The following is a 17,458-nucleotide window of genomic DNA, read 5'->3' on the forward strand; positions in this document are numbered from 1 at the left end:
GATAACTTAAAACAAATGAACCAGAACCACAAACCATCATTTGGAAACGCAGAAAAGAAATTTACTCAGCAATTAAGCTTTGAAACTTTAGCAGGAAATATTTACAAAAAAGGACCAGATGAAGAAGAAGAAGATGACCAAAGTGACTCTGCCGGAGCTGCTGCCGGATAAATTGAAATAATGCTTTGCCTGGAAAAATCTAACATTCAATTTTTCCAGGCAGCAAATTAAGGTGCCTATTTTATTAATACTTAAACCCAAGGTTTAGAAATCAGATTTAACTTCCACGGTAGGTAGAGTAGCCATAGGCTGAAAGCGTGATGGGAACATGATAATGCTTTTTGTCATTTATTTCAAATACCACATCAATAAACGGATAAAAGCTTTTGATTTTTTTATTGGAAAAATAATCCTGCACTAAAAATGTAAGCTTATAAATGCCTGTATTTTCCTGTCGTTGATCCAAAAAATCTTTAATTCTTCCTTGTTCATCAGTAACTTTTTCTGCAACAAAAGTCCACACTTTGGTTTTTGGATTCAACTTATTTAATTGAACTGTAACCCCTGGGGCTGGTAATCCTGTTGAAACATCCAATATATGGCTTGATAACTGGTAAGTTTGCTCCTGCCCATACGCAAGTTGAAGCATTGTTGCCAACAGTATACTTAAAATTATTCTTATCATTTTTTATCTATTTTTGTTTATATCTGAAATTGCATCTAAAGCAGCTTTTGCAATTTTATCATCGTTTTCAACACTTCCGCCTCCTGCCACACCAATACTTCCTACCACTTTGTTTTCGTACCACAAAGGCACTCCGCCTCCTAGCAATAACAATTCTGGTAAATTGGCAAGGTTTTCACTGTCGTGGTCTTCTCTCACCTTCCTGGCTAGAGCAAGCGTTGCTGTTTTGGTAGAGAGTGCCGTATAGGCTTTTCTACGCGCGGCCTCAGTATTATGTGGGCCTACCCCATCACCACGACTAATTAATATGGTAACGCCTGATTGATCGAGAATTGCAATACTAACATCTTTTCCTAGGGTGGCTGCTGCATTTCTTGCAATTTCTGTTAAGGTATAAGCTGCTTTTAAGGTAAGCTGCGTATTTGATGTAAAATATAGATCGATAGGTAAAACTGGGTTTTCGTGGTGTTTTATATTCGCGGTTTTAACCTGGGCAACAATTAAATTGTTTAAGGAAATAAGAAAAAGCAGGCATAAAGGATACTTTATTTTCATGCAGCCAAGGTAACTCTCTATTTATGCAAAAACGTTGACCTGGGTCAACATTTACATTTTGGCTTTTATTCGGCTAAGCGTAGATGGCGATATGCCTAAATATGATGCAGCCATTTTATTGGATAACCGCATTAAAAAATCGGGTTGAAATTCAATCGCCCAACGCACTTTTTGCAGCGCATCGAAACCCTGGAAACCATAAATTCTTTTTTGTGCGTTGATAAATCCCTGTTCAAGTATTTCGCGGTAAATCATGGCAAATTGAGGAACGCTATCTACAAGTTGGAAAAAATGCTTGTGGTTAATGTACAGCAGTTCTGATTTTTCTATTGCCTGAAGATATTCCTGAGCAGATTTTTGTTGAATGAAACTTGGTAATGCGGTACAGAATCCTCCTTTAAATCCAAAATATCGTGTAATTGGATTTCCATCATCACTATAGGTAAATAACCTTAAACAGCCTTCGTTTATAAAATAATATCCATTACATACTTCATCAAAACCAACAAGTATTTCATTGCGTTTGGCTTTTACAATTTTAAAGTGACTGCAGATTAAATTTAGTGTTGCTTCTGATGCCTCACTTCTTTCTGTTATAAAGGTTTTTAATAAACTGAACATTATTTATTATTATGGACATTGATAATTGGCTATTTATATACTACATTAAAATTTCTTGATGACAACGATTTTACTTATCAATGCAGCCTGTGATCCATCTGTTAGGGGTACAACTGTTCCATTTTTCCAATATTGCGCAAATCCTGAACCTCCATCGCGGTACCCACCAACAAAAACATCAGAACCCGAAACTGCAATAGATAAACCAAAAGCACTTTCAGGTCCGTTGGATAAAATAACTGGAGATCCGTTTTTCCAATATTTAGCCATAATTGCACTATTCAAATTTGTAGTGCCTGATCCGCCAACATAAACATCATTTCCACTTACAAAAATCGAGTTTCCCCTCACATCCGGGGTACCATCGTTAATCAGTATTGGGGTACCTAAATTTTTACTGTAGCTGGTTCGCGACTGGCCGGAGTTATTATAAGTTTCAGACCATAATAAATATAAATCGCTTCCAGATACTGTAATTGCCTGCTCTGAAGCACCTGTAGTTCTGTCGGTAAGGTCAAAAAGCTGGCCATTTTTCCAATATACTGTGATAGAATTAAGCCAATCAAGGTTTCTTCGCTCGCCGATAACATAAACATCATTCCCGATCAGGGCTATCCCCGTGGCAATGGCCTGCTGTGTATCATTAGTTAAAATAACCGGCACACCGTTTTTCCAATACTTGGCCTGGTAGGTCGATTTGCCGGGTGCAATTTCCTGTCCGGCAATGTAAACATCAGTTCCTTGTACAAATATGTCATTCGCAAAAGCATCACGGCTACCATCGGTAAGTGAGGTTGATATTCCGTTTTTCCAGTATTTGGCCACATATTTTCCTTGTGCATTAACTTCGTAACCGGCAATATGAACATCAGTACCAGCTATGGCTAGGGCATTAGCAGCAGATGAGCCGACACCACTATCAAGATTTACAGCTTTACCGTTTTTCCAGTATTTGGCTACATAACCCTCTCTCCCAGCTGCATATATATCAAATTGTGATGTAGGCGCAGGAGGATTTTCAACTGGCGTTTTCTTTTTGCAGGCCTGAAAAGAAAAAGTTAATGTAATTAAAAGGATTAAAGCTGTTTGTAAATGATGCCTCATATTTTCTGATTTTATTTGGTTGTTCAACAGCCGTAAGAGGATATAGTTTCACATTTAGCCATTTATTTTAATATGTGGAGTAATTTAAATGGCAGTATTCAGAATGGTTGGGATTTACCTCAATTGAATTGTTTAATGAAATGGATAAAATTTAGCCTGGGAGAGAAATTCCTGTTATGAGGGTAAATCCATTCAGAAGGTCAAAAAATATGGTTGTACATACCATATACCTAAATGGTTGATTATGTAGCTTTAATGTATTTTTTTAATCCAACTCTTGGGGTATATTATTTGCATTAGCTTCTGCCATTTTACCTGATTTAAAATCATAGCCAAAGGCATCAAAATTATCATTCCCTTCTCCCTTGGGATTATCACCATACTCATTTGGCCCATAATCACCAGCTGCAAAAAACATAAAAATTGCATAGAAAGGAATCAACTGCCACCAGCCCGATTTACCCAGATCATGGCAGCGTTTTGCTCCCTGAGAAATTAACAGATAGAGCGGTAAAAGCAACGTAATTTCAATCCAGCTACCAAAGGTTTTATTTTCTTGCAGGATAATAACAAAAAAGTTAATAATAATGTAGAAAATCTGTGTTAAGGCTAATTCGGTACGGCGGATTCTGCCATAAAAGGAAAAGGGATCTTTAAACATTGGAGAGGCGTTAATTTGTTTGCTGGTTAATTTTGATTAAACATACCAAATATTAAATTTGATCTCAAATTTTTTACTGAAAAAAAAATCCAACAAACGCAACTGCCTGTTAAACTTGAGTCATCCTCCCAATTTAATTCAGCAAGAGAATTTCTATTTAACATAAGTAACACATAAACAAATGGTTACAATTGATTATTTAACCTTTAATTGTTGTATTAAATTTATCGCTCTATCCCATTTTTTATATACCTGGATGGGTTTTGGATAAGCAGGAATATCGAATATCCATGGGATTAATACTTCTATATTATTCCGATCTGATAGTTCGGGCACCCACTTCCTGATAAAATCCTGTGCTTTATATTTATTGGATTGATGAACGGGGTTAGTGTACCAAATTTCAAAAGCCTGCATGTGCCAGTTCATCCAGTTTGAGCTTACATCATAATCGATTAATTTGGCTTCGAAATAAGCTGCACCCCAGGTCCAGTTTATCTTTAAATCATGCACAAAATAACTTGCACAGTTAACCCTGCCCCGATTGCTCATGTAACCGGTTTGGTTCAATTGCCTCATGTGTGCATCAATAAAAGGAATGCCTGTATTACCTTTACACCACTTATCAAATTTCGCTTCGTCATTTTCCCACTCCATCGTCTTATTTTTGTAGCCGGTGGTTTTAAAAATTGACGAACCGAAACGCATGGCCTTAAAGGTAAAATAATCCCTCCATACCAGTTCAAAAACGAGCCACCATGTACTCTGGTTTTTTTTGACGTTTTTTTCGTAGTCGATTACCTTTTCATAAATTTCCCTGGCCGAAATGCAGCCTAATGCCAGGTAAGGCGAAAACTTAGAACTATAGTCTAACCCATCCGATTTATTCCTGCTCCAACGGTATCCTGTTAAAAGTTCCGATTTAAAGGTGTAATATTCAAGTCTTTCCAAAGCTGCCGTTTCGCCACCTTTAAGCAAAGGCTTTGCATTTTTATATTCATCCTCATCAAATCCATAAATGCTGTAAGCAGGAAAAGGCTTGTTCTTTATATTCGGAACCTCATTTAATTGTGTAGGACGGCTAAAAGTTTTGCGTGGGGCAGCCTGATTACCAACAGGAATTCTAAAAGCTTTGCTCGTTAGTGGGATATCTGGTATTGAAAAAGGAATATCGTCCTGATGATAGAGCGTTTTTCCCCAGAAGAAATGAAAATTAGTTTTGGGAAGCTCATGGATGAGCTTGTTTACCAAATCCAGCTCATAACTTGCGTATTCTTCTTCGGCATAAACATCAGTAATGCCATATTTTTCAATCAGCTCGGGAATGGTAACAAGTGCCGAAACCTCTCCGATGATTAAATGCACACCGAGAGATTTCAAATTCTTTTTTAAATCAAGAAGAGATTGCTCCAAAAACCTGAACCTCACCACATCTACCCTTCTGAAACCAAGCTCAAGTATTTCAAAATCTTTTTTTTCTATACAATAGCAAAACACAAGCGTTTCACACGCTTCACTCGCTTTGGTTAAAGCTTCATTATCGTGCAGTCTTAAATCATTTTTGAACCACACGAGGCCACATTTCGCCATTTTAATAACTTTAACTCTTTTATAAATAGATTGTATAACATTTAACTGATATATAGCACATTAACATCAGTTATAGAAATTTAATAACAGAAAGTTTTGGTTATTAAAGCTGTTTAAATATTGTGTCAGGGTGCTAAATGCTGTTGTTATGCTCGGTAATTTGTTCCCCAATTGTCAATACGAGTTGATCATCCAGTTCGTCCATGGTGCGCCATTGAACAACACCTTGATCGCCAGGCTCGGCATATACTGTACCGATTTTATTTTCTTCCTGAAGAATACGATAGGTACCGTTTTCCTGTGGTTCGATGGTATATTCACCATCATCCGTAATTATATTAAAGTTTTCCATTGTAAATTGATATGTTTTTTTCAACTGAATAACATAACAACACGGCCTGGTGATTAAAGTTTAAGAATATATGTTAGGCCTTGGTAGATAGCGGCATTTTATTCCTGTTAAGAATGGATATTTATATTTTTGCTCAAAAATAACCTTAATAAATTAGCAAGAATACATATTAATGTATGTGCGCTTCTCCCTGATGTTTGGTTTGGGCACTGTCTGCATCACTGGAAATAATAAACTGCCTGATTTTTCCTTTTTCCCATGCATTGGCCAATGGATCTACCTTTGGCATGGCGATATCTGCCCTTTTCTGCTTAATTTCTTCGCTCGAAACCTTAAAACGCTTGTCTCTTGAAGCTAAAAGATTGGGTTTTAACTGGCCGTTTTTAGTAAAGCCCATCATAACCATCGGTGATCCTACAGGCAGTGATCTTTGTTGATCTGTATGCCAGGTATGTATGGTTTTACCATAAGTTGATACCAATTTCTCCATTAATTCATGCTCGGCAACATCAGGAATTCCCGGGGCGATGAGCGAACCCGATTTTACTTCATAGTGATGCGAGTGCCACAATAACTTTTCCTCATCAGAAAGCATTTTAAATAATTTAGGCGTTATGATATATTCGATCCCCATGAGCTTGGCATCCCGCCCATTCCCATCGAAAATGATGGCCTGGTAAAAGTCTTCATTTAATTGATTAACATAGTGGTGTGCCTCCATTTGGGCATTGATGTTTCCGTTATAAAAGTGGAAACCATCAAGATAGGCATCAAAGCCCGCAAGTGGACGTTTATCTTGCAGCAAATCGGCACCGCTGTTCAGGGCATTATCTTTTGCCGTTTTCTGATCTCCCGGACTTTGCACATTTGATTTTGTATTGTTTCCGCCGCAGGCAACCAGAAAAATCACTAAAAACCAATAAACTTTAAAAATAATAGCTTTCATTATCTGTTTAATTTAATGTTTGGTAAGTTATAACTGGCAGTGAAGATTAATTTCTTAATAATCAGGATCGATAGCGGTATTTTAGCACCAACATGGTGATGTTTAAACCCAGTGCCAAAAAATTGGTGGAAATAATTGCAACGTCGGATTTATCGAAACCATAGTATACCCAAAGTGCGTTACCTGTCATCATTACAATAAACATAAATACCGAAACCTCTGTAGCCTTTTTCTTTTTAAGTGTTTTTACAATCTGCGGAACAATTGAAGATGAGGTAAGGATGCCCGCTACAATGCCTATGATATCGATTAAATCCATGTATTACGCTAAATTTAAGCTCAAAAAATTGTTCGCACGCCGAACGTATTTCAGAATATCAAATAAGAATTTGATATTCTGATGCCTTTTCTTTTCCTCTTATCCATTAACATAAGCCATTACTAAAGAGGTATTTAATTGATTAAAGGAAAAATATAGGGGCCTTGCGTTTCGGTATTTGCTGCGTTACGGTTGAGGATCTTGTTGATCATGTCCTTGGGTTTTCACTATTTTATTGTAAATACCCAATAGCAGAAATGGAGCTGCCCATTGGCCCACAAATAAAGCATTATGACGGTGACCAAGGCATTTTAACGTTAATGAAACACCCATAGCAGCGATTGAAGCCCATAAAAAGGTATCAGATGGCAGCTTTGATGTTTGTTCTTCGATTACGCGGGCAATTTTCCCTTCGCTGTGCGATTCATTTTGCAATTCCATAACAATAAATTAAAGTGAATGAAGTTTTGTAAGTTTTAGTTACCCTTATTTCATATCTATTATTATGACAAGCGGATTCTGCTGAAAGTTCGGCATTTTTGAATTACAGGTATTTTTGCACCGCCAACAGGTAATTATCGGGTGTAAACCAGTATATATCGCGTTTTAAGGTCGCATTCTATAAAAAAAGGAGTCAGAATTGTTTAAAATCAATCCCCTTTAAGTTTAATTTTATATTTCCTCTGATAGGTCTTTATAAATTCCATATGGATGATGTGCCTCAATTTTATCAGCCAGTAAATGAAGCAGTTCTTCATTAAGCCCCGCGGGATTTTGGCAGATGTGAAGAAAATTATTCGGATCGGGCTCAAAAGCTGCTACAAACTTGCCCTGCTGAAATACTTTTACTTTGCAGCTTTGACCATTATGATGCAGGTATTCAATAACTTTAAAATGATGAATTTCTTTATCTGCAATGATATTGATCTGATAATTTTCCATAGCCTTTAGTATTTTATTACAACAATAAGAACAGCAGCTTGGTTTTTTAAGCGGAAATTGGGTGGAATATTCCAAACCATTTCAAGAATCATATGGTTAAATAATTGTAGTTTAAAATTCTGTTATGAAAAATACAACCAACCAAATGCAATCTCTTAAAAATCTGGATGAGCAGGAACTGGAAAGATTTATCTCCGCCCAGGAACGTGATTATGCCAGGGCACTTGATGAAATTACCTCAGGAAGAAAACAGTCGCATTGGATGTGGTACATATTTCCGCAGATTCAGGGATTGGGGTTTTCTGATACGGCTAAATATTATGCCATCCGCGACCTTCAACAGGCTTCAGATTATTTAGCTCACCCAATATTGGGTAAAAGGCTTATAGCAATTTCGGAGAAACTGTTAAGCCACAAAGACCTTAGTGCACACAGGATTTTTGGCAGTCCGGATGACGTTAAACTCTGTTCTTGCATGAGTTTATTCGCTTCTGTGCCTGGTGCACCTCCTATTTTTAACCAGATAATTGATCAGTTTTTTTCTGGAGAAAAAGATTTAAAAACAAAACGGATTCTGGAGCTACAATCCTATTATAAAAATTGATAGATTGATTAATATTTTTAGGAGTTTTAATAGGAGCTAAATTGCTTTTGGGATGGGGTATTTTTGGTGTAAAGCACTAATCCCCGGCAAATATAATTTAACCACAGATAAAAAGAATGCACACAGATATGAAGATCCGTGTATATCTGTCTCTAACTGTGGTTAAAAACGCTTAAATTGATGTTGAAGATACTAAGAACAAATCATTCACAATTAACTTGCAACAGCACTTCTAAAAGCTTTCAAACTCAATCCCTTTTGCGATTTAAAGAATTTATTTAAATGACTTTCATCTGTAAAGCCCAATTCGTAGGCAATCTCGTTAATCCGCATATTGCTAAAGCGTAAACGTGCTTCAATAAGTTTTATCCTTAAATTGGCAATGTACTGTTGTAATGTTTCGTTGGTATGTTTTTTAAAATATTTACCGAAATAGTTCTCCGAAATGCCAAATTCTCTACTTAGTTTTTCTGCCCTCAACTTTTCCGGATTATAAATATTGGCCTGAATATAATTAAGCAAGGCCAACGTTTTTTCTTCAGCATCTTCTTTTACAGCCGCGGGCATGTATTTAGCAATATTTCTGGCAACCACTACAATCATCGTATCAACCATTTTAGTAATCAGCTCTTTATTGTATAAATCGTGGTTAAGGTGTTCTGCAATTACAGCTTGTATAAGTGATTTGATAAAAGGTTTATCTGATTGGTTTTTAAGGATACACCCTGCCTGGTGACTTGCATTTTGCAAAATATATTCCATCCGCTGTACATCACCGGTATTAAAATCTTTGGAGCGGATGTACACATTACCAAAACGGAGAAAGAAAAATTCGGTAGTCGTCTCAATTTCAAACGAATGGCAATCTTCCGGAGTAATCAGGAACATATGGCCAGGCCGGTAATCGAACTTATTGTTGTTTATACATTGTTTCCCTGTGCCTGATAAGATATAAACCAGTTCGAAAAACAGGTGTTTATGGCCGTACTTAGGGCTTTCATCTAATTTTTCGTAAACAATTTCGTAGGGATTATATATAGTTTCTCTATTCATTACGTTTTAATATAGCGCAAATTTACCAATAAAAAGCAAATTTATACTGAATATGAACACAATATCAGTTTATATTTGCTATATAAAATAATTAAGCATTGCACATTTATATAAGTAAATAATATGAAAGCTATAGGATTTAAAACATCGCTCCCGATTGCAGAAAATGACAGTTTTATCGAATTTGACACCCCGATTCCGACCGCACAGGGGCGTGATATTTTAGTAAAGATTAAGGCCATCAGTATAAATCCGGTTGATTTTAAGATTCGCCAAAGCGGGGCTAAGGATACCACACTTGATACGCCTAAAATAATTGGCTGGGATGCGAGTGGAACAGTGGAAGCTGTTGGAGATGCAGTTACACTTTTCAAAGTTGGCGATGAAGTATACTATGCCGGAGATTTAACCCGCAGCGGATCAAATGCTGAATATCAGTTGGTAGATGAGCGTATTGTAGGTACAAAACCAACTAAACTTAGTGATGCTGAGGCCGCAGCAATGCCATTAACTGCCCTAACCGCATGGGAATCGCTTTACGACCGCATCCGTATTGATGCTGAAAAGGACAAAGGAAAAAGTATACTGATTATTGGAGGAGCTGGTGGCGTAGGTTCAATTGCAATTCAGCTTGCAAAAAAAATAAGCGGATTAAAGGTAATTACCACTGCCTCGCGCAATGAAACCAAAGAATGGTGTAAGGCTATGGGTGCAGATTTGGTGGTTAACCACAACAACTTAATTGAAGAAATACGGCTGGCAGGTTACAAGGAAGTAGATTTTGTGCTTGATTTTGTTGACTTAAACAGCTATTGGGATGCCATAGTAGAATTGATAAAGCCGCAGGGACATATTGTTTCTATAACCGGCTCTGCCACCCCAATTGTACTGAATAAACTAAAAAACAAAAGTGTTACGTTTTCATGGGAACTGATGTATACCCGTTCGATGTACCAAACAGAAGATATGGAGGAGCAACACCGTATTTTAAATAAAATGGCGGCACTGCTGGATAATGGTACGCTTCAGGCAACTTTAAAAACCACATTAAAAGGGTTTAAAGTTGAAAATTTGAAGGAAGCACACCGTTTGTTAGAAAGCGGAAAAACAATTGGTAAGGTTGTAATCGAATATTAAGAAGTAACGATTGCCGCTAAATTTAAGTGTTGACTTCGGATGAAAGTAAACACGGATTCATCATTGCGAGCCGGCTTTTTCAGCCAACGAAGCAATCCTACAACGATCGCTACCAAGCGTGTACTTTAAGATTGCTTCGTTCCTGAGCAGTGGCGATTGCTTTAATGAAATCCATCGATATTAAAAGTTTGATTTCTTCATGTATTTAACAGGCTTCAGACTAGCAACATGATAAATGTTATTAAATAAGTATGGTTGTCGTTTACATTTGCCCGAAAACAAGAAAAGGCCACTCCTTTCGGAGCAACCTTCCCGAATATTATTAAAAAATTATTCTACTGTAACCGATTTTGCCAAATTTCTTGGCTGATCAACATTACAACCCCTCATTACAGCTATATGATAGGCCAGCAATTGCAATGGAATGGTGGCCAACAGTGGTAAAAAAGCTTCATCCGCATCGGGTATTTCGATAAAGTAATCAACCATATCCCGTACCTTTGTATCTCCTTTGGTTACAATGGCAATTACAATTCCTTTACGTGCCTTAACCTCCTGAATATTGCTGATTACTTTTTCGTAAGATGAATTGTGCGTAGCAATAAAAATAACCGGCATTTGCTCATCAATCAATGCAATTGGTCCGTGTTTCATTTCTGCCGCAGGATAACCTTCAGCATGGATGTATGATATTTCTTTGAGTTTTAAAGCACCCTCCAGCACTACAGGGAAACCACTGCCCCGGCCTAAAAACAGGCAGTTGCTCGATTCTTTTATCTCAGCTGCAATGTATTTAACCAACTCGTTGGCCGCCAAAGCCTCCTGAACTTTGTTCGGAATATTTTCCAATTCGGCAAGTAGGCTTACTAATTTCTCTTTACTGATGGTTCCTTTTTGCTGGGCAATGTAAAAGGCCATTAAGGTTAAAACCGTTACCTGTGCGGTAAAAGCTTTGGTTGAGGCTACTCCAATTTCTGGTCCGGCATGGGTGTAAACTCCGGCATGACTTAACCTCGGTATAGAAGCTCCGGCAACATTGCATATGCCAAAAATGGTTGCTCCTTTTTCTTTAGCCATCTCAATCGCTGCCATGGTATCTGCCGTTTCGCCAGATTGAGAAATGGCAATAACCACATCTTTTTCTGTTATAATGGGATTACGGTACCTAAATTCGGAGGCATACTCTACTTCTACAGGTATCCTTGCGTACTCCTCTATCAGGTATTCGCCTACCAAACCCGCATGCCAGGAGGTACCACAGGCCACAATAATAATCCGGTCTATATTTTTAAGTTTTTCGGCAAATTCTTTAATCCCGCCCAATTGTACCTTGCCTTGTTGCGGGTAAATACGTCCGCGCATACAATCCTGAATGGAACGGGGCTGTTCAAAAATTTCTTTCAGCATAAAATGATCGAACCCGCCTTTTTCCAGCATCTCGAGTTTCATGTTTAATTCCTGTATGGTTGGTGTTTGAATAACGTTATCCAGGCGTTTGATCAAAAGTTCGCTTTTACTAATTATAGCAACTTCATTATCATTCAGGTAGATTACATTTTTGGTATATTCTATAATGGGTGTGGCATCAGAAGCAATAAAATATTCGCCACTGCCTACACCAATTACCATCGGACTGCCTTTACGTGCAACGACCAAACAATCTGGAGTCCGCTTATCCATAACCACAATTGCATAGGCACCTACTACCTCGTTTAAGGCCAAACGAACAGATTCTAGTAAATCGGTACCTTCCATGATCTGTATTTCTTCAATCAGATGAATTAAAACCTCTGTATCTGTATCGCTACTAAACTGATGTCCTCTGGTTAAAAGCTCTTCTTTAAGGGTTGCATAATTTTCGATTATTCCGTTATGGATGATGGAAAGTTGTTTATTATTTGAGGTATGAGGATGCGAATTACGATCAGATGGCTGTCCGTGGGTGGCCCAGCGAGTATGTCCCATTCCAACATTACCTGTGCAATCGAAATTTTTGGCATAATCTTCTAAAACAGAAACCTTACCTGCCTTTTTGTACATATTTTGCTTTAGGCCATTCATTACAGTAATGCCTGCACTATCATAACCACGGTATTCTAACCGTTTTAAACCTTTTAATACAACTGGCCATGCCGCTCTAAAACCGATGTAACCTATAATTCCGCACATAATTTTTTAATTAGTTGTTATTGAAATTTACTTTATTCCGCAACCGCTTTGCACGGTTATTTTAATAAAATGCTCAACTGGCTGTTACTTTTTGCCGCTCATATCCATAAAAATAGACTTTATACCTTCCAGGAGTTCTTTTCTATCACTGGCCAAAACCAATGGAAACCACTCATCGGTGTGCAGTTCTACCACATGCTCATGAATCAGATAATGTCGCCCGGATCTAACCCTGCGCCTGTTACCGGAAATAATTGTTCCGGAGAGCATTTTGATTATAATTTTCGTAATCATCCTGATATACTTAGGCGAATCTTCGTATTTGCAGTCGATAAAAAGGATCCACAACCCATTCATGGTATTGTACTGTATACTTGCTTTCATGTATAAAGCGATTAAAGATGATCACTGAGGCACCTCACCTTTTTACAGGCTGAAGCCCCAGGCAATTCTGAAACCAACAAAGTTGTTGGTATGATCGCAGAGGTAGAATTTGCCATTGCTTTCAAAGCGTAGCCCGGCATCGATATAATTGCTATCGTGCAGGTAAAATATCATTCCAACCTGCGGTGCATAAACAAAGGCTGCATTTTTTCCTTCAACGCAATCTGCTTTGTTGAGCAGGAAGGAAAAACCAATTTCAGATTGGAGATAAAGATTGCTCCGGTAAAAATATTTTAGTCCTGCTTTAAAGGGCACAAGTTTTAAATCGTCTACCAAATGCGCATAGCTGGCAGATGCAAAAATGTTATTGAAACCGGTATTTACGGTAGCATAAAGTATGCTTTCGGTTATTGGAAACTCCGCCTGAGCTGAAACACCCAGTGGAGCTTCATATTTATCGGCCAAATAACCAGTTGCAAGGCCGGTTTCGATACCTACAGAATACCGGATACCTGTGCCACCATAAACCTGAGATTGGGCTTTAGCGCCCTGAAAAATAAATAGTGATAACAGTAGAGTTAACGCGTTAATTGTTTTCATGATTCAAAAAAATTTAGTGAATAGAAATCCAGCACCATAAAAAAATTTATGGCGCATGTGCTTAGAGAGATAAATACTAATTAAAAAAGAGCCTGCAGGGCTGCAAACTCAAAGGGATATATTGAATTTTTAATGGAAACTAAAAGATAATAAGTTGGTATTAAGAAATTGTACGGTGGTTGTTTCTGGGCATGGTGTGATGGGCCACTGTTTCGGAAGCGTTTTTTTCAAGATTGGTGTGGCTTAATATTTCATTATATTTTTCCAGCAGCTTAATGTATTTGTTCATCCAGAAATAAACAGAATTGGGATCGCCTTTTGTGTAATCTTCAGTATGGGTATCGAAAGCTTCGTTAAGCTGATTTCCACTTTTAGAAAAGGTTTCTGGTAATTCTACAGAAAAATCATGACCGATTACGGTACCCACTTTCCAGATAATTTCAGGGTTTAAGCTTTTTTGATCAAACCAATTGTAAATGGTTCTTCTACTTACATTCAATTTACGGGATAATTCACTTATTCCCATTCTATCCCGGCGTACAACACGCTCAAGAACCTGGCCTACATTTAAACTCATAGCAGTTAATTTAATTTAAAATAAACATTTAAACTCGATCAACAATCTGGGACGACTACTTGATGCAATTTAATAATTATTTAGATAACTAATACTAAATAATTTTATTAGGGTGATTTTACGGTAGTTAATTGGCCACCAACAGATCCAACTCTTCGTAACGTGAGTTGTTGCTGATGTAATCTGGTATAATTTCTTTCATTTTCTTTACCATGTTTAAATCATTTCCATTGTTGTTGAGCACAATAAGATCTTTAATAATCTGGTTAACATAGAGGTAATTATATGCTACTTTTTGAGAAATTTTTATTTTAGGATGGTGGGTTGCCATAATTTCTTCTTCCATTAGCAAAAGTTCTTCGTAAAGTTTTTCTCCTGGCCTTAAACCTGTAAACACAATATCAATATCGGCATAAGGTGTTAAACCTGCCAATTTGATCATATTTACAGCCAGATCTACAATTTTAACGGGCTTGCCCATATCAAAAAGAAATATCTCGCCTCCCTTTCCCATTGCTCCGGCTTCCATCACCAGCTGAACGGCTTCAGGGATGGTCATAAAATACCGCGTAATTTCTGGATCGGTTACAGTAATCGGACCTCTTTTTTCAATCTGGGTTTTAAACCTTGGAATTACCGATCCGTTGGAGCCCAATACATTGCCGAAACGGGTAGTTACGAAACGGGTACTGGATGCTTGGGTAGTAATTTCGCCATTGGCTAATATTTCAGGACTGTTTAAAGATTGAATATAGATTTCTGCAAGGCGTTTGGATGCGCCCATAACATTGGTCGGTTTTACAGCTTTATCGGTAGAAATCATTACAAATTTTTCTACATTATATTCCATTGATACATCTGCCATGTTTTTTGTGCCCAATACGTTGGTTAAAACGGCTTCGGCAGGGTTATCCTCCATCATGGGTACATGTTTGTAGGCTGCCGCATGAAACACAATTTCGGGTTTATAGAGTTCAAACAACGTTCTGATGCGGTTTACATTCTGCACATTGGCCATAAAAATTTTCACGTTGGCCGATTGAAAATTATCTTCGAGTTCGAGTTTTAAATCGTGAAGCGGAGTTTCGGCCTGATCGCACAAAACAACAGTTTTAGGATTATACTGCAAAGCCTGGCGAACAATTTCTGAGCCAATTGAGCCCGCAGCACCCGTTACCAAAATACATTTCCCGCTTAAATCTTTAAGGATATTTTTCTTGTTCAGCTTAATTGGTTCGCGCTCCAAAAGGTCTTCAATTTTTAAATCCCTTAATTGATGGGCATCCAATTTGCCATAAAGCCACTTATCTGATGGGGGCACCATAATTACTTTAATGCCCTGGTTAACGCAGATATCGATAATTTTCTTTTTATTCAGCGTATTCAGTGCATCTTCGGCAAACAGAATTTTTTTAATGCTGTGTTTATCTTTCAAAAGTTCAACTGAGCACGAATGATAAACTTTTTTCTGTTCGAGGTATTTGTCTACCCGATCTCTGTTATCATCAATAAAGCCAACAACATTCAAATCTGAATCTTCATTCTGCTCTATTGCCTTTTTAATAAGGATTGCCTTTTTTTCTGAACCATAAATTAAAATATTTTCTTTGGTTTCTGATTTAAGCTCTTTAAAAAACAAGAATACGCCTTTTACCAAAATCCTTAAAAGAATAAGTAGTGATGAAGAGATAAAAAAGTTCAGGATCAAGGCCTTATCCATCTGGCTCCAAAGCAATTGAAACCGTTGAGACAAGATTTTGTTTACGCTTATAAAAAGTAAACTGGTTACAAAAACAGCCATAAAAACCCGCAAAATATCTTCAGTATTGGAATAGCGGATGATACCGGTATGGATCCTCAACGACATAAAAACACCGGCCGCAATAAAGCAATATAAGGCTACATAAATGGAGTTGCTGGAGCTAAATACATCTGCATAGCTCAAAGTATTGGTTAATACGATTGATACAAACAATGTCCAAACCACAATTAACTGATCGATCAGTAAAATCAACCATCTTGAGTGCGCTTTATCTGGAAAAAAAATCTTTTTCATAATTGAGAATCATTAAATATTTGTGTAAGGTTTGGTTTAGTGAGGGATCATTCTGTAAAGGGGAAAAAAATCTGCATTGCTTTGCAAATGGTTACCCGAGTTTTCTACCAATTGATTGTAAACGGCTTTATTGGCAACATAACGCCAACTATAATAATCTAAAACCATATTGGAAAAGCCCAATTTCCATTCGAAAAGGGAATCTTCTTTAAAAGCAAGGCCACCACCTAAGTGGTAGTATTTCATATTCCATTTCCGCCCGAGTTCACTCACTTCATCCACTAAAAACTTGGCCGGGGAGTTTTTAAGGTAAATGGCATTGGTAGCAATTAAGTGGCCCTGTATAATGCCGTTGGTACACATAATAATACTTCCGCAAACAATATCTTGGTTAGCATAAATTAAGATCAGTTTACAGTCGAATTCGGTGGAGTGAATAAGGTTTGTAAAATATGCTTCATCAAAAAGGTAAAAATCTGCCGCACTGATGCGGGTCATGTTTGATTGATAAAGTTTGGCAAAAGCAGCAATATCAGGTTGCAACTTACTTTCTACAGCAACATAACCAAATTTGCGGCACTTTTTAATGCTATCTCTTGTGGTTTGCCTGTATTGTTTACGCTGTTCTTCTATATTTTGCTGTAAATTAATGGCGATGGTTTTTCCATTCTCAAATAAACCCTCAGTTCGCTGCAAAAGTTCATTCTGGCTGAAAAACGGATGTAATTTTGAAAAAACCGATATGTAATTGCCTTTATCTAGAAATAGAAAAAAAGCATTTAAAAAATTATCCATTAAGCCATCATCCAAATCGGCAAACTTTAAGTTCGAAATTGGTCCGGTATAACCATAAACACAGTGCAGATCATAATAGATGGTATCCGGAATGGCACGTTCCAATAACGGGATGGCAATAAAATTACCCGCCTCTGCATATACAAATAAAATGGGGTTACCATTTGCTGCTAAAGAATGATAATGCCAGGAATGATAAAAATCATAATCCGCAGCAAGCTTAACATACTTTATCCAATCGTCTTTTTGTTTTAACGTAAATTGTAAAGCAGTACCGGTAGCATTATTTTCAATCTGCATAACAGTGT

Annotated in this window: 21 protein-coding genes; 3 read left to right on the plus strand and 18 right to left on the minus strand. The window is 37.4% G+C overall.

The features are described 5' to 3' along the window. Positions 1–15 precede the first annotated feature (15 nt). A complete protein-coding gene (locus ASE74_RS24785) occupies positions 16–171 on the plus strand; it encodes a hypothetical protein (protein WP_157255463.1) in 156 nt (51 codons plus the stop codon). Positions 172–277: 106 nt separating this feature from the next. Here the strand turns inward: ASE74_RS24785 and uraH are convergent, their stop codons facing one another. The 11 genes from uraH to ASE74_RS17275 form a co-directional block, all read right to left on the minus strand. Next, entirely contained in the window at positions 278–685 is a 408-nt protein-coding gene (gene uraH, locus ASE74_RS17225) for a hydroxyisourate hydrolase (RefSeq protein WP_157255464.1), read from the minus strand. A 3-nt stretch (positions 686–688) separates the two neighbouring features. Continuing rightward, positions 689–1,240: a heme-binding protein gene (locus ASE74_RS17230; protein WP_055911635.1), complete on the minus strand. Its 552-nt coding sequence runs from the start codon at positions 1,238–1,240 to the stop codon at positions 689–691. A 51-nt stretch (positions 1,241–1,291) separates the two neighbouring features. Next, positions 1,292–1,861: a Crp/Fnr family transcriptional regulator gene (locus tag ASE74_RS17235; RefSeq protein ID WP_055911638.1), complete on the minus strand. Its 570-nt coding sequence runs from the start codon at positions 1,859–1,861 to the stop codon at positions 1,292–1,294. Between the two features lie 45 nt (positions 1,862–1,906). After that, positions 1,907–2,965, minus strand: a complete 1,059-nt coding sequence (locus tag ASE74_RS17240; RefSeq protein WP_055911641.1) for a hypothetical protein — start codon at positions 2,963–2,965, stop codon at positions 1,907–1,909. A 265-nt stretch (positions 2,966–3,230) separates the two neighbouring features. Next, on the minus strand, positions 3,231–3,626 hold the full coding sequence (locus ASE74_RS17245; protein ID WP_082458829.1) for a DUF805 domain-containing protein: 396 nt from the start codon (positions 3,624–3,626) through the stop codon (positions 3,231–3,233). A 195-nt stretch (positions 3,627–3,821) separates the two neighbouring features. After that, positions 3,822–5,216 carry a DASH family cryptochrome gene (locus ASE74_RS17250; RefSeq protein WP_055911644.1) on the minus strand — a complete coding sequence of 465 codons (1,395 nt, stop codon included), beginning with the start codon at positions 5,214–5,216 and terminating at the stop codon, positions 3,822–3,824. A 133-nt stretch (positions 5,217–5,349) separates the two neighbouring features. Next, positions 5,350–5,568 carry a hypothetical protein gene (locus ASE74_RS17255; RefSeq protein ID WP_055911647.1) on the minus strand — a complete coding sequence of 73 codons (219 nt, stop codon included), beginning with the start codon at positions 5,566–5,568 and terminating at the stop codon, positions 5,350–5,352. Between the two features lie 169 nt (positions 5,569–5,737). Next, complete coding sequence (locus ASE74_RS17260; protein ID WP_055911650.1) at positions 5,738–6,514, minus strand: OBAP family protein; 777 nt, start codon at positions 6,512–6,514, stop codon at positions 5,738–5,740. A 61-nt stretch (positions 6,515–6,575) separates the two neighbouring features. Beyond that, positions 6,576–6,833: a SemiSWEET family sugar transporter gene (locus ASE74_RS17265; RefSeq protein WP_055911652.1), complete on the minus strand. Its 258-nt coding sequence runs from the start codon at positions 6,831–6,833 to the stop codon at positions 6,576–6,578. Positions 6,834–7,019: 186 nt separating this feature from the next. Beyond that, complete coding sequence (locus ASE74_RS17270; RefSeq protein ID WP_055911655.1) at positions 7,020–7,274, minus strand: hypothetical protein; 255 nt, start codon at positions 7,272–7,274, stop codon at positions 7,020–7,022. A 231-nt stretch (positions 7,275–7,505) separates the two neighbouring features. Beyond that, entirely contained in the window at positions 7,506–7,775 is a 270-nt protein-coding gene (locus ASE74_RS17275; RefSeq protein ID WP_055911658.1) for a hypothetical protein, read from the minus strand. Between the two features lie 124 nt (positions 7,776–7,899). Here ASE74_RS17275 and ASE74_RS17280 point away from each other — a divergent pair, with 124 nt between their 5' ends. Then, a complete protein-coding gene (locus tag ASE74_RS17280) occupies positions 7,900–8,379 on the plus strand; it encodes a DUF1810 domain-containing protein (RefSeq protein ID WP_235526143.1) in 480 nt (159 codons plus the stop codon). 213 nt (positions 8,380–8,592) lie between these two features. Here the strand turns inward: ASE74_RS17280 and ASE74_RS17285 are convergent, their stop codons facing one another. Then, complete coding sequence (locus tag ASE74_RS17285) at positions 8,593–9,432, minus strand: AraC family transcriptional regulator (RefSeq protein WP_055911661.1); 840 nt, start codon at positions 9,430–9,432, stop codon at positions 8,593–8,595. Positions 9,433–9,555: 123 nt separating this feature from the next. On the opposite strand from ASE74_RS17285, the gene ASE74_RS17290 reads away from it, so the two are divergent. Then, a complete protein-coding gene (locus ASE74_RS17290; RefSeq protein ID WP_055911664.1) occupies positions 9,556–10,569 on the plus strand; it encodes a zinc-binding alcohol dehydrogenase family protein in 1,014 nt (337 codons plus the stop codon). Positions 10,570–10,899: 330 nt separating this feature from the next. On the opposite strand, the gene glmS is transcribed toward ASE74_RS17290, so the two are convergent. The 6 genes from glmS to ASE74_RS17320 form a co-directional block, all read right to left on the minus strand. After that, positions 10,900–12,738 (minus strand): glutamine--fructose-6-phosphate transaminase (isomerizing), encoded by a 1,839-nt coding sequence (glmS, locus tag ASE74_RS17295; RefSeq protein WP_055911666.1) that lies wholly within the window; start codon positions 12,736–12,738, stop codon positions 10,900–10,902. 84 nt (positions 12,739–12,822) lie between these two features. Continuing rightward, the gene (locus tag ASE74_RS17300) at positions 12,823–13,122 is read right to left on the minus strand and encodes a hypothetical protein (protein WP_055911670.1); all 300 of its coding nucleotides are present in this window, start codon (positions 13,120–13,122) and stop codon (positions 12,823–12,825) included. Positions 13,123–13,164: 42 nt separating this feature from the next. After that, positions 13,165–13,722, minus strand: coding sequence for a hypothetical protein (locus ASE74_RS17305; RefSeq protein ID WP_055911673.1), 558 nt, complete (start codon positions 13,720–13,722; stop codon positions 13,165–13,167). A gap of 160 nt (positions 13,723–13,882) precedes the next feature. Beyond that, on the minus strand, positions 13,883–14,299 hold the full coding sequence (locus ASE74_RS17310; protein ID WP_055911676.1) for a helix-turn-helix domain-containing protein: 417 nt from the start codon (positions 14,297–14,299) through the stop codon (positions 13,883–13,885). Positions 14,300–14,426: 127 nt separating this feature from the next. After that, on the minus strand, positions 14,427–16,355 hold the full coding sequence (locus tag ASE74_RS17315; RefSeq protein ID WP_055911680.1) for a nucleoside-diphosphate sugar epimerase/dehydratase: 1,929 nt from the start codon (positions 16,353–16,355) through the stop codon (positions 14,427–14,429). Between the two features lie 36 nt (positions 16,356–16,391). Then, complete coding sequence (locus ASE74_RS17320) at positions 16,392–17,450, minus strand: GNAT family N-acetyltransferase (RefSeq protein WP_055911683.1); 1,059 nt, start codon at positions 17,448–17,450, stop codon at positions 16,392–16,394. Between the last annotated feature and the right edge of the window lie 8 nt (positions 17,451–17,458).

This window comes from Pedobacter sp. Leaf216 (genome assembly GCF_001421515.1).
GTDB lineage: Bacteria > Bacteroidota > Bacteroidia > Sphingobacteriales > Sphingobacteriaceae > Pedobacter.